Annotated in this window: 12 protein-coding genes; 5 read left to right on the top strand and 7 right to left on the bottom strand. The window is 73.5% G+C overall.

Features of this window, described 5'->3' with window-relative positions; translation table 11 throughout:
• Positions 1–130: 130 nt before the first annotated feature.
• From B0I33_RS04995 to B0I33_RS05005, 3 genes are all read right to left on the bottom strand, one after another.
• Positions 131–1486, bottom strand: coding sequence for an MFS transporter (locus B0I33_RS04995; RefSeq protein WP_425440439.1), 1356 nt, complete (start codon positions 1484–1486; stop codon positions 131–133).
• Positions 1487–1507: 21 nt separating this feature from the next.
• Entirely contained in the window at positions 1508–1960 is a 453-nt protein-coding gene (locus B0I33_RS05000) for a MarR family winged helix-turn-helix transcriptional regulator (protein ID WP_106177338.1), read from the bottom strand.
• A 78-nt stretch (positions 1961–2038) separates the two neighbouring features.
• Positions 2039–3511 (bottom strand): NCS2 family permease, encoded by a 1473-nt coding sequence (locus tag B0I33_RS05005; protein ID WP_106177339.1) that lies wholly within the window; start codon positions 3509–3511, stop codon positions 2039–2041.
• A gap of 45 nt (positions 3512–3556) precedes the next feature.
• Between B0I33_RS05005 and B0I33_RS05010 the strand changes: the two genes are divergently transcribed.
• Positions 3557–3829 (top strand): DUF2530 domain-containing protein, encoded by a 273-nt coding sequence (locus B0I33_RS05010; protein WP_106177340.1) that lies wholly within the window; start codon positions 3557–3559, stop codon positions 3827–3829.
• Positions 3830–3866: 37 nt separating this feature from the next.
• Here B0I33_RS05010 and B0I33_RS05015 read toward each other — a convergent pair whose 3' ends face one another.
• A complete protein-coding gene (locus B0I33_RS05015; RefSeq protein ID WP_245900449.1) occupies positions 3867–6695 on the bottom strand; it encodes a sacsin N-terminal ATP-binding-like domain-containing protein in 2829 nt (942 codons plus the stop codon).
• Positions 6676–7485: a DUF3027 domain-containing protein gene (locus B0I33_RS05020; protein WP_106177341.1), complete on the bottom strand. Its 810-nt coding sequence runs from the start codon at positions 7483–7485 to the stop codon at positions 6676–6678. The genes B0I33_RS05015 and B0I33_RS05020 overlap by 20 nt, the downstream gene beginning before the upstream one ends.
• A gap of 91 nt (positions 7486–7576) precedes the next feature.
• Here B0I33_RS05020 and B0I33_RS05025 point away from each other — a divergent pair, with 91 nt between their 5' ends.
• From B0I33_RS05025 to B0I33_RS05035, 3 genes are read left to right on the top strand one after another with little or no spacing between them, the layout of a single operon-like run.
• The gene (locus tag B0I33_RS05025; RefSeq protein WP_106177342.1) at positions 7577–8320 is read left to right on the top strand and encodes a glutaminyl-peptide cyclotransferase; all 744 of its coding nucleotides are present in this window, start codon (positions 7577–7579) and stop codon (positions 8318–8320) included.
• A 40-nt stretch (positions 8321–8360) separates the two neighbouring features.
• Positions 8361–10223 (top strand): MFS transporter, encoded by a 1863-nt coding sequence (locus B0I33_RS05030; RefSeq protein WP_106177343.1) that lies wholly within the window; start codon positions 8361–8363, stop codon positions 10221–10223.
• A gap of 10 nt (positions 10224–10233) precedes the next feature.
• Positions 10234–10728 carry a DUF2771 family protein gene (locus B0I33_RS05035; protein WP_106177344.1) on the top strand — a complete coding sequence of 165 codons (495 nt, stop codon included), beginning with the start codon at positions 10234–10236 and terminating at the stop codon, positions 10726–10728.
• Between the two features lie 2 nt (positions 10729–10730).
• Here the strand turns inward: B0I33_RS05035 and B0I33_RS05040 are convergent, their stop codons facing one another.
• Positions 10731–11117, bottom strand: a complete 387-nt coding sequence (locus tag B0I33_RS05040) for a cold-shock protein (RefSeq protein ID WP_106177345.1) — start codon at positions 11115–11117, stop codon at positions 10731–10733.
• Positions 11118–11278: 161 nt separating this feature from the next.
• Here B0I33_RS05040 and B0I33_RS05045 point away from each other — a divergent pair, with 161 nt between their 5' ends.
• Entirely contained in the window at positions 11279–11512 is a 234-nt protein-coding gene (locus B0I33_RS05045) for a hypothetical protein (protein ID WP_106177346.1), read from the top strand.
• Here the strand turns inward: B0I33_RS05045 and B0I33_RS05050 are convergent.
• The gene (locus B0I33_RS05050) at positions 11451–12116 is read right to left on the bottom strand and encodes an HAD family hydrolase (RefSeq protein WP_106177347.1); all 666 of its coding nucleotides are present in this window, start codon (positions 12114–12116) and stop codon (positions 11451–11453) included. The genes B0I33_RS05045 and B0I33_RS05050 overlap by 62 nt on opposite strands.
• Positions 12117–12202 lie beyond the last annotated feature (86 nt).

Raw genomic sequence — 12202 nt, forward strand, 5'->3', positions numbered from 1 at the left:
CGCACGCGATGTGCCATTCACTGCCGGAGGCCGCACACGAACGAGGCCCCGACCCGGATTCCTCCGGATCGGGGCCTCGTCCGTTCCCGAACTGACTGCCGCTCCCACCACGAAGCGGACGTTTATGAGGTTAGCCTAACCTCACGCGCTCGGCAAGGGGGCCGGTGACCGGGCTCACCCGATCGCGGGACCGGCGCGCCAGGATCAGCGCGCACACCACGGCGGCGACCACGGACACGGCGCCGCCGATGTAGAACGGCGAGCGCCCGCCGAACAGGTCGGCCAGCCAGCCGGTCATCGGCCCGCCGACGGGGTTGCCCCCGATCAGCACCAGCACGTACAGCCCCATCACCCGGCCCCGCATGTCCGGGCTGACCGACGTCTGCACCAGCGCGTTGGCCGTGTTGAGGAACGTGATCGTGGCGAAGCCGAGCGGGACGAGCGCCAGCCCGAACGCCAGGTAGGTCGGCATGAGCGCGGTGCCGATCTCGAGCGCGCCCAGCGCGATCGCCGAGCCGAGCAGCAACCGCACCCTGGGCCGTCCCCGGGTGCCCCGGCGCGCCGCCAGCAGCGCGCCGGTGAACGTGCCCACCGCCAGCAGCGTCGAGAGCAGGCCGTAGCCGTCGGCGCGCGTCTCGAACACGTTGCCCGCGACGATCGCCAGCGACGTGAAGAACGTGATGCCGAAGGTGCTCACGAAGAACACCAGCACCATGACGGTCACCAGATCGGGCCTGCCCCGGACGTAGCGCAGCCCCTCCCGCAGCTGGCCCTTCGCCCTGGCCACCGCGGGCCCGCGGAACAGCTCCTCCGGCCGCATCAGCAACAGGCCCGCGAGCACGGCGAGCGTGCTCAGCGCGTTACCGAGGAACAGCCAGCCGGTGCCCACGACGGTGATCGCGAAACCGGCGATAGCCGGACCCACGATGCGGGCCATGTTGAAGACCGACGAGTTCAGCGCGACGGCGTTGGCCACCTGGTCCCGGCCCACCATCTCCGCGACGAACGACTGCCGCGTCGGCACCTCCAGCGCCGACAGCGTGCCCAGCACGAAGCACAGCAGGTAGACCTGCCACAACGTGACGATGCCGAGGACGTCGAGCACGCCGAGGGCCGCGGCCTGCAGCAGCGTGCCCGTCTGGATGGCGACCAGCAGCTTGCGCTTGTCGATCCGGTCGGCGAGCACTCCGGCCCACAGCGAGAGCAGCAACGTCGGCGTGAACTGCAGCGCGACCGCGATCCCCAGCGCCACCGGGTCGAAACCGCTCAGCGTGAAGACGAGCCAGTCCTGCGCGATGCGCTGCATCCAGGTGCCGATGTTCGACACGACCTGGCCCGAGAAGAACAGGCGGTAGTTGCGCACCCGCAGCGAGGCGAACATGCCGCGCCGCGACTCCTTGCGCGGGTGACCGGCGGTGGCCGGAGGTGAGTTCGGGGTAGCGAGGGACTTCCAGGGGACCCGAGTTTCGCTGCCCGTCAGACTCACGCGGTGCTGTCGCCTCCAGCCTCAGTCGTTCTCCGCCATCCGGTCGATGATGTCGGCGGCCCGGCAGAGGATCGCGCGTTCCTCGGCGCCGAGCTCCGCCAGCCGCTTGTCCAGCCAGGCCTCCCGCGCCGAGATCGTGGCGTGCACGTAGTCGAGCCCCGCCTGGGTGATCGACACGATGGCCTGCCTGCCGTCCGTCGGGTGCGGGTTGCGCTCGACGTAGCCGACGTCCTCCAGCGCGGCGATGACGCGGGTCATCGACGGCGGCTGGACGCCCTCCTTGGCCGCGAGCTTGCCCGGCGTCATCGCGCCGCACTTGTGCAGTGTCGACAGCGCCGACACCTGGGTCAGCGACAGGTCCTGGCTGGTGCGTTGTGCCCGCAGCCTGCGGTTCAGCCGAACGACGGCGAGCCGCAGCCGGCTCGCCAGCGTTCTCTCCCCGGAATTTCCGGCAGGCTCGGCAGACTCGGACACATCCTTAGCATACCTTACGATCAGAGCCGGGGCGCCCGGAGCGTGAGGCACGCAACCCGCGCGCGGGCGGCACGGCCACTACGTGAACAGGCTCTGCAGCGGGCCGATCACGAAGTACACGGCGAAGGCGGCCGAGACCACCCACATCAGCGGGTGCACCCGGCGGGCACGGCCGGTGAACGCCTGGATCAGCACGTAGCTGACGAAGCCGACGCCGATGCCGTTCGCGATGGAGTAGGTGAACGGCATGACGACGATCGTCAGGAACGCGGGCAGCGCGATGCCGAAGTCCCGGAAGTCGATCTCGGTGATCTGCCGGATCATCAGCGCGCCCACCACCACGAGCGCGGGAGCCGCGGCCTCGATCGGCACCACCTCGTAGAGCGGGGTGAAGAACATCGCCGCGATGAACAGCAACCCGGTCACGATGTTGGCGAGCCCGGTGCGCGCGCCCTCCGCGATGCCGGAGGCCGACTCGATGTAGACGGTGTTCGAACTGGCCGAGGCCGCACCACCCGCGACCGCCCCGAGCGAGTCGGCGAACAGCGTCTTGCCGACGTTCGGCAGCTTGCCGTCGCGGTCGACGAGCCCGGCCTCGCGGCCGAGCCCGGTCATCGTGCCGATCGTGTCGAAGAAGTCGGTGAGCACCAGCGTGAACACGAACAGCGCCGCGGTGATCGCGGGCACCTGTGCCCAGGCGCCGAACGACACCTCCCCGAGCAGGGAGAGGTCGGGCACCCCGAACACGTCCTCCGGCAGCGCCGGGTAGCCGAGGTTCCAGCCCTTCGGGTTGGTCCCGCCCGAAGGGCCGACCCCGACGATCGCCTCCACCACGATCGAGATCACGGTGGCGGCGAGCACGCCGATGAGGATGGCGCCCTTGACGTTCTTCGCGACCAGGATGCCCATGATGATGAGGCCGACGACGAAGACCGCGGTCGGCCACGAGGCGATCGAGCCGCCGATGCCGAGCTCCACCGGCACCGTGGTGCCCGCCGCGTCCGGGACGCGCCGCACGAACCCGGCGTCCACGAGCCCGATCAGGCTGATGAACAGCCCGATCCCGACCGCGATGCCCGCCTTCAGCTGCTGCGGGACGGCGTTGAACACCATCGTGCGCACGCCCGTCACCACGAGCAGCAGCACGACCAGGCCGTTGACCAGGACCAGCCCCATCGCGGCGGGCCAGGTCATCAGCGGGGCGATGTTGACGGCGACGAGTGCGTTGATGCCGAGCCCCGCCGCGAGCGCGAACGGGTAGTTCGCGACCAGGCCCATCAGGATGGTCATCACGCCCGCGACCAGCGCGGTCACCGCCGCCACCTGCGGCACCGGCAGGATCGCCCCGGTGACGTCGGTCTTCGCACCGGGACCCTCCGCCGAGAAACTGCCGAGGATCAGCGGGTTGAGCACGACGATGTAGGCCATCGTCACGAACGTGACCAGCCCGCCGCGGACTTCCCGGCCCGGCGTCGAGCCGCGCTCGCTGATCTTGAAGAACCGGTCGAGCCGGTCTCCGGCCGACCGGGTCTGTTCGGTCGTTCGTGCCATCGTCACCTGCCTCGCGTCGGATAGGGCAGCGGTAGCCTTCCCCACGTGGAAGAACCGAGCAACTCCCCGGGCGTGACGGGCCGGTTTCGGCCTCCGCCCGACCTGCCGAAGCCGCTGGTCGACCTGTGGCCGGTGGTGATCGTCGGCACAGTGCTCTGGTTCCTCGCGTCTCTCGTGCTCCTGCTCGCCGGCATCCGCGGCGTGTGGCTGTGGACGACGCTCGCCGGGGGCGGGCTCGGCTTCGTCGGTATGGCGATCATGGCGTGGCAGCGCGCGGCGTCCCGCCGTGGCTCCCGGGGGGCCCAGCGCGGCCTCTGACAGCGGCCGGGCGAGAGCCCCGGGGGGCCGGGGGGCCTCAGGCTAGCAAGGTGCGCGCGTCGGGCTCGTCGAGCAGTGCCGTGATCAGCAACCGGTCGGCCCAGCGGCCCGCCACCCAGGCGAACGCCCTGGCCAGCCCGTCCGCGGTGTCGGCGGCGTGCGGCGTCCCGTCGAACCACCACGGCACCGCCGTGTCCCCCACCGTCAGCTCCTCGTGCACCAGCACGCCGCCGTCGGGCAGGTCGGCGCCGAGCAGCCCGGCGACCTCGCGGATCGCGGGCAGGTCGCGCCAGCGCGCGAACTCGCCCTCGCTGGTCACCCGGCCGGTGGTCACGTCACCGGCCAGCGGCAGGTCCAGCACGTCGGCGAGCGCGGCGGCGTCGGCGAACCCCGGCAGGGCGACCAGCCGGTCGGCGGGCCACACGGCGAGCAGCCACGGCGCGTCCAGCACCACCGCGGACGCGGCGTCGGTCACGGACCCGTCGAGCGCGCGGACGGCGTCCGGCGGCTCCAGGCCGGCGAACCGCGCCCCGGCGAGCGCCTCGTGCGCGCGCAGCGCCAGCCCGGGCGGCACATCCCGCCCTGGGTCGGCCAACCGCGCGCACAGGTCGGCGGCGTCCTCGGCGTCGGCGGGCGTCAGGTCCGTCCTGACCCCGATCGCGGCGAGCAGTTCCTCCGGCAGGCCGGTGGCGGGCACGGGGTCGAACAACCCGGCGAGGTGCTCCGCCGACGGCAGCCGCCACTCGGCGGGAAGACCGCCGCCGAGCACGGCGAACCGGGCGAGCCACCAGCGCGTGTGCCCGCCGGGCAGGGTGAGCGCGCGATGGGTCTCCGGCCGCGCGGCGAGCAGCCGCACGGCGGCCGGCCACGCGTCGTCGGCGACGAGGTCGAGATCGCGCACCGCGAGCAGCCGGCCGGGCGGCTCCGGCAGCGAGTCCCACCACTCGGCCTCCTCCGGCAGGTCGTGGCCGGGTTCCCCGGGCTCGTCGTCGGACACCACGGCGAACGTGTCGAGCACGCCGACGGCGGTCAGCACGTGCTCGGGCCACCGCGCGGCGAAGTCCGTGTCCAGCACGTCGAGCGGCGCGTCGTCGCCGACCGCCTCGGGGTCGAGCACGTCGAGCAGCGGCGCGCCGGGCAGCACCAGCTCGTCCGCCCGCCGCCAGCCGGAGCGGGCGGGCAGCGCCAGCGCGCCCAGCTCCCCGGCGCCCGCGGCGGAGACCAGCCGCAGTACCGTGTCGACCAGCGGCAGCACGTCCACTCCGGACCGTGCGTCGGCGACGCTGCGCTCGACCGCGTCACGCAGCGCGGGTGCCTCCAGCAGGTCGCCGGGTCCGGCCCTGGTCGCGCCGAGCCGCTCCAGCAGCGGATGCGCCGCGTCGGGATGCACCACGTGCAGCCCGACCACGTCGAGCCCGGCGAGCGGTTCGGGGTCGTCCAGCAGCAGCGCGCCGCGCGGTCCGGGCACGGTGCGGCCGTCGACCAGCGGCACCGGGAGCGCACCGAGCTCGTCGGTCGCCACCACCCGCTCCTCGACGGCGGCGAGCAGCCCGTCGTAGAGCACGCACCACCAGGACGGGGGACGTTCCAGCCCGGTGACGGCGTCGACGATCCCGGCCGCGCCCACGGTGCCCGCGCCGGCGGTCGCCAGCACGCGGGCAGGCGACTGCCCGCACAGCGGGGCGGCGACCAGCCCCGGAACCACCTCCGCGAGCGACTCGACGAGCGCGGGCGAGTCGATGCCGAGCACGCGGGCGTGGGCGACGCCGAGCTCTCCGCCTGCGGCGGCGGGCAGCCACTCGGCCGTGGCGAGCCGCCGCAGCACCAGCTCGCGCAGCGTGCTGTCCACCTCGGACAGCGGGAACCCCGCGCCGGGCACCAGCGCGAGCCGGTGCTCGGCGGGGAGCAGGCGCAGCAACGCCGGGTAGTCGTTCGCCGCCGCCGCCAGCGCCGCGCGGGTCCGTCCACCCGGGAGTACGCGACGGCGGGAGGGCTCGACGGGCACGGGGGCGAGCAGCCGCGCGGGCAGCGAGAGCCGCTCGTCGGTCGGCGTCGGAACGTGCAGCACGTCCTCGCCGACCGGTCGCGGCACCCCGCCGGTGTCCACGGGCACCGCCCACGTCCCACCTTCGCCGCGGTGGGTCAGCCACCGGCCGGACGTGCCGTCCGGCGCCGTCAGCACGACCGTGGCGCCCGTGGTGGTTCGCGTCCAGCGGTCGCCCGCCACGTCCACCTCGGCCAGCCACGGCAGGGCCAGCAGCAGGTCGGGAACCTCACCGGCGACGAGACCGAGTAGTGCCGCACCGTCCACCCCGGACCGCAGGGGCAGCCGCACCTCGGTGTCGAAGCCGGCGGGCACGTCCGGCTCGCCCGCGGGCAGCGGCCACGGCAGCCGCAGCACCGGCACCTCACCCTCCGATCCGAGCTCGGCCCGGGTGCGGTCCGCGGAGAAGGCGACGCCGCCGGTCCGGGACACCACGCGCGGCTCGGAGGTCACCGCGAGCACGGCCGCGAAGCCGACCCCGAACCGGCCCACGGTGCCCTCGCGCTTGGCGGACGCCCGCAGCGAGGCCAGCGCCGCGACCCCGGCGGCATCGAGCGGCGCACCGGTGTTCGCCACCCGCAGCTCGCCCCCGGCGAGCCGGACGCGGAGCCGCCCCGGGACGCCCGCCAGCGCGGCCGCGTCGGCGGCGTTCTGCGCGAGCTCGACGAACAGCCGGTCCCGGTAGCCGCCCACGCGCAGGTCGCGTTCGGCGTTGGTGTCCTCGGTGAGGCGGGTGGGCGAGTCGCGCCAGGCACGCAGGACTCCCGAGCGCAGCTCCCCGATCCGGAAGTCCGCGCCGGGCTCAGGCCTCGGAGCGTTCACCCTGCGGCTCGCCGGCCTCGGCCCGCTCCTCCGGTGCCGGCTCCATGTCCAGCAGCGAGTCGTCGTACACCAGCTCGGCGACGGGCACCGACGAGGTCACCTCGACCTGGATCTCGGAGTGCGCTCCGCAGCCGTACTCGGCGTGCACCACATGCCCGTCCGCGGGCGAGATCTCGTTGCCGCACGCCCCGAACGCCGCACCGAGCGAGCCGCCGAGCTGCAGGTAGAACCCGCAGGTGCCGCACACGTCCGGGGCGCTGCGGGCCATGTCGGACCTGGGGCCGAACTCGCCTCCGCGCCAGCGGGCCGCGGCCTCCTCCCGGCCGTACCGGGACAGCACGTGCACCCGGCCGAGACCGAGCTCCCGGGCGACCTGCTCCACCTGCGGGTCGTCGGAAGCCAGGTAGGCGGGCGCGAGCCGGAGGTCGTCCTCGTCGGTCGGGAAGAGGTCGCCGACCCCGAGGTCACCGGGGCGGACCCGCCGGTCCCACGGCACCCACGGCGGCGCGACCAGCGCGTCCGGACCGGGTCGCAGCGCGACCTCGCTCACCGTCACCGGCGCCTCGGCGTCGGCGGTGGCCACCGTGACCGACCAGCGCCAGCCCCGGTAGCCGGGAACCTTGGAGTCGAACAGGTGGGACACCGAGACGGCGTCCTCGGGTTCGATCCCGACGTGCTCCCCGACGTAGTCCGCACCGGCGTCGAGCTCGGCGGCCGCACGGGCCAGCTCGACCGCATCGACCAGCTTCTGGCGGAGCGCGCCGTCGTCGAGGGTGAGCAGGAGGGTCATAAGCCCCCATTGTGCAGCACCGCGCCGCGCGGCTTCGTGCCAGGCTGGAGGGGTGCGACGAGTACTCAGCGGGCTCCTTGCGGTGACGGCCATGGCCGGGTGCGGGGCGGCACCGGCTCCCGCGCCGGCAAACGGGGTGGAACAGCTCCGCGTCGAGGTCGTCGAGGTCCTCCCGCACGACCCCGAGGCGTTCACGCAGGGACTGGAGATCGCGCGCGGCCGGCTGTACGAGGGCACCGGCCTGGTCGGCCGGTCCTCCCTGCGCGCGGGTCCGGTCGAGGGCGAACCGGAGGTCGTGGTCCCGCTGCCCGAGCCGTTCTTCGGGGAGGGCGTCACCGTCGCCGGGTCCCGCGTGTGGCAGCTGACGTGGCGCAGCGGGGTGGCGTTCGAGCGCGACCCGGCGACGCTGGCCGAGCGGCGCCGGGTCGAGTACGCGGGCGAGGGCTGGGGCCTGTGCCACCAGCCGGAGCGGGACCGGCTGGTGATGAGCGACGGCTCGGCGCGGCTCGCCTTCCGCGACCCCGCCACCTTCGCCGAGACCGGGTCGGTGCCGGTCACCGAGGACGGTGAGCCGGTCGACCGGCTCAACGAGCTGGAGTGTGTCGGCGACACCGTGTACGCGAACGTCTGGCAGACCGACGAGATCGTGCGGATCGACGCCACGAGCGGCGCGGTCACCGCCCGGATCGACGCTTCGGGCCTGCTCACCGCCGAGGAACGCGAGCGGGCGGACGTGCTCAACGGGATCGCCGCGGTGCCGGGGACCGGCCAGTTCCTCGTCACCGGGAAGCTGTGGCCCAAGATGTTCCGGGTGAATCTCGTCCCGGCACACTGATTCACAGGCACCCGCTTCCCGACTACGGCAGGATTGAGGCATGCGTTCCGAACCAGACGGCCCCCGGTTCGGCCGCCTGGGTATCGGGCGTGCCGGTCGCAAGGCCAGGCGGAAGTGGGCCCCCGAGCAGGGGCCCGCGTCTCCGCGGGGGGAACGCACCCGCGCCGAGCACCCGCCACCACCCACCCGCGCCTATCCCGGTGGCGCGCAGTCCGTCCCGACGGCGGACGAGGCGCCGACCGGTGCGGCACCTCATCCGTCGGCGGCGGGCGGGCCGCCACCGCAGGGGCGGGGCGCCCGGCCGTACCCGCCGGGTGACCCCGGCCGGTGGCGCACCGAACCACTGCGCCGCGACCGCGTACCACCGCCCCCGTGGCGCGACCGGCAGGGCGGCTACGAGCGCTACGACACGGGCGGCTACGCACCGGGCCAGCCACGCCCCGAACCGGAGGGCGACGGCGAGCCGACGCAGGCCGAGCACCGGTTCGACGGCGCGGGGTCCGCACGGCCGAAACTGCCGAAGAAGATCACGGTGACCCGGGTCGCGGCGATGCGGGGCAGGCAGCTCACCGGCCAGGCCGTCGACGCCTTCCACCGCGCCACCAGGGCCGACGGCGCCGACAAGTCCGGGCTGACCTCGCTGACGTACGCGGTGATGCTGAACTACGCCAGCGACGCCGCGATGGCCATCGCGCTGGCCAACACGCTGTTCTTCGCCGCGAGCAGCGGCGAGAGCCGCGGCCGGGTCGCGCTGTACCTGCTGATCACGATCGCGCCGTTCGCGCTCGTCGCGCCGGTGATCGGGCCGGCCCTCGACCGGGTGCAGCGGGGACGCAGGCTCGCGATGAGCCTGGTCTCGGCGGGCCAGGCACTCATGTGCGTGCTGATGGCGCTGCACTTCAACGACTGGGGCCTCTACCCTGCCGCGCTCGGCAAGATGGTGCTGTCCAAGTCCTTCATGGTGCTGAAGGCGGCGGTCACGCCGAGAGTGGTGCCGCCGGACATCACGCTGTCCAAGACCAACGCGCGGCTCGCCGTGTTCGGGCTGGCGTCCGCGGGCGTGTTCGGGGCGCTGGCCAGCGGGGTGAACTGGGCTGTCGGCCCGGCGGGGGCGCTGTGGTTCACCGCCGCCATCTGCCTGGTCGGCGCGGTGCAGGCCATGCGGATCCCGTCGTGGGTCGAGGTCACGGAGGGTGAGGTCCCCGCGTCGCTCACGGCCCGCCCGGAACGGAAGAAGCGGCAGCCGATGGGCGGGCACGTCGTCGTGGCCCTCTGGGGCAACGGTTCCATCCGCGTGCTCACCGGGTTCCTGATGATGTTCGCGGCGTTCGCCGTGAAGGCGCAGGCCGAGCAGGACGGGCAGAGCCCGTTCGTCCAGTTGCTGCTGCTCGGCGTCATCGGCGCGGCCGCCGGCGCGGGCGGGTTCGTCGGCAACGCACTCGGTTCCCGGATGCACTTCGGCAAACCGGATCAGGTCATCCTCGGCTGTCTTTCCGCCGCGCTCGCCTCGACCGTGCTCGCCGCCCTGCTGGCCGGGATTCCGACGGCCGCCGTCGTCGGCCTGGTCGGCGCGACGGCGAGCGCGCTGGCGAAGAACAGCCTCGACGCGGTGATCCAGCACGACATGCCCGAGGAGTCGCGCGCCTCGGCGTTCGGCCGCTCCGAGACGGTGCTGCAACTGTCGTGGGTGTTCGGTGGCGCGGTCGGGTTGCTGCTGCCGCCCACCTACTGGATCGGTTTCCTCACCGTCTCCCTGCTGCTGGCGCTCGGCCTCGGGCAGACGTGGCTGGTGCGCCGGGGTTCGTCGCTGGTGCCCCGCCTCGGCGGCACCCGGCCCCGGCCCCCCGGCCCGGCCGGTGCCCAGCGGGGACCGGCCGGGCGACCCTTCCGCACCGGCTCGTAGTCTTCGCGGTATGCGACGTGTTCTGGTGGCGCTCCTGACCGGGGGCGCACTGGTGACGGCGGGGTGTTCCGCACCCGGCGCCCCCGAGGTCAGCTTCTACGCCGACGGAGACACCGTACGGGCGCAGCCGCTGATCTACTGCGACGCGCTCGTGCGCGACTGCGAGCGCGGCGGCACCGCGGCGACGCTGAAGGCGCGCCCCGGCGAGCCGGTCCAGGTCTCGGTGCCCGCCGACGTCGCCGAGACGCCGTGGGCGGTGAACGTGCAGTACCTCGGCCCGGACGGCTCCCCACGGCCGGTGCGGCAGGAGGTGTTCACCGACGGCGAGCAGCATGCCTACACCGCCCGGCCGGACTCACCGGAAGGCCAGCTGGTGGTGGTGGAGATCCAGCAGCTGGGCGCCGCCTACGCCGCGAACGAGCGGGGTGAGCCGATTCTGGACGAGGCAGGCCAGCCGCAGCTCGTCGTCCGCGGGGTGTGGTCGTTGCAGGTCGAGCCCTCGTGAGCTCACGGGTCCAGGTCGCGCGCCACCGCACGCATCACCTCGGCGATGCGCTTGGTGTACTTGCGGTCCGGGTAGCGCCCTCGGCGCAGCTCCGGCTGGACCCGCATTTCCAGCAACTTGAACATGTCCTCGATGAGGCCGTGCAGCTCCTCCGCGGGGCGGCGGCGCGCCTCGGCGACCGAGGGCGGCGGGTCGAGCAGCCGTACGGACAGCGCCTGCGGCCCACGGCGGCCGTCGGCCACGCCGAACTCCAGCCGCTGGCCGGCCTTCAGGGACTCCACCCCTTGCGGTAGCGCGGACTTGCGAATGTAGACGTCCTCGCCGCCGTCCTGCGTGACGAAGCCGAACCCCTTCTCCGCGTCGTACCACTTGACCTTGCCGGTCGGCACTGCCCTCACCGTTCCTTCACTGAAGCTGCAACGAGTCCGACGGCGTTCGCCGGCCCCGCACGACGAACGCGCCCCAGGTGCGTACCCAGGACGCGTGTCCACCAAGCCTATCTCGCCACACACCGTAGGGAGAAGAAGCGGGCGACCTTAGGATGGCTCCCATGCAGGCCGCCGTCCACGACAATTCCGGTTCCCGTACCCGCAAGCCCTGGTTGATGCGTGTGGGCATCGGGTTGTTCGCCATCGGGATGGTGGCGGTCGTCGCGGTGTTCGTCCTCTTCGCGGCGGGCATGCGCGACCTGCCGGTCTGGCTCAGCGCCGCCGCGGGCGTGATCACCCCGCTCGGTCTGGGACTGGGGCTGGTGGCCCTGGTGCGGGAGCACCGGAGCCGCTGAGCCCGCCGAGGCGCAGCCACCCGGGGAACTCCTCGAGCGAGTCGAACACCACCTGGGCACCTGCCGCCAGCAGTTCCTCCCGCGGGCACGGCCCGGTGGCCACCCCGATCGGCACGGCGCCCGCCGCGAGCGCGCCCCGCATGTCGCCGACGTGGTCACCGACGTAGGCCACGGCTCCGTGCCGCGTGAGCGCGGCCGCCTTGCCGGTGGACCAGAGGTCGCCGACGAGCGTGTCGACGGGCAGCCCGAGCTCCGCGACGTGCAGCGCCGCGTTGGGCGCGTACTTGCCCGTGACCACCAGCGTGCGCCCGCCGCCGTCGCGCACCGCCCGCAGCGCCGCCAGCGCGCCGGGCAGGGCGACGGTGCGCGGCACCACGACGTCCGGGTAGAAGTCCCGGAACCGGGTCACCAGCCCGGGAATCCGGTCCTCCGGCGCCCCGAAGTCGCGCAGCACCTGGTGCAGGGGCGGGCCGAGGTTGGCCGCGAACCGCTCACCGTCGAGGTCAAGGCCGGTCTCCTCAGCGAGCCGCCGCATCGCGGGCACCATGCCCTCGCGCGGATCGATCAGTGTCATGTCCAGGTCGAAGCCGACGCACATCCCCACGGTCGGACACGGTAGCCGCCCGCCCTGCGTGTACACACATACGGATGATGTCCACTGACTTGACACACAGACTTCTGGTGTCAAGC

Origin of the sequence: Prauserella shujinwangii (genome assembly GCF_003001955.1) — a bacterium.
Taxonomy (GTDB): domain Bacteria; phylum Actinomycetota; class Actinomycetes; order Mycobacteriales; family Pseudonocardiaceae; genus Qaidamihabitans; species Qaidamihabitans shujinwangii.

Excerpts from the sequence above, each read along its gene's own strand:
- B0I33_RS05005 (WP_106177339.1), bottom strand. The coding sequence starts at position 3,511 with ATGGCACGAACGACCGAACAGACCCGGTCGGCCGGAGACCGGCTCGAC.
- B0I33_RS05020 (WP_106177341.1), bottom strand. The coding sequence starts at position 7,485 with ATGACCCTCCTGCTCACCCTCGACGACGGCGCGCTCCGCCAGAAGCTG.
- B0I33_RS05025 (WP_106177342.1), top strand. The coding sequence starts at position 7,577 with ATGGCCGGGTGCGGGGCGGCACCGGCTCCCGCGCCGGCAAACGGGGTG.
- B0I33_RS05030 (WP_106177343.1), top strand. The coding sequence starts at position 8,361 with ATGCGTTCCGAACCAGACGGCCCCCGGTTCGGCCGCCTGGGTATCGGG.
- B0I33_RS05035 (WP_106177344.1), top strand. The coding sequence starts at position 10,234 with ATGCGACGTGTTCTGGTGGCGCTCCTGACCGGGGGCGCACTGGTGACG.
- B0I33_RS05045 (WP_106177346.1), top strand. The coding sequence starts at position 11,279 with ATGCAGGCCGCCGTCCACGACAATTCCGGTTCCCGTACCCGCAAGCCC.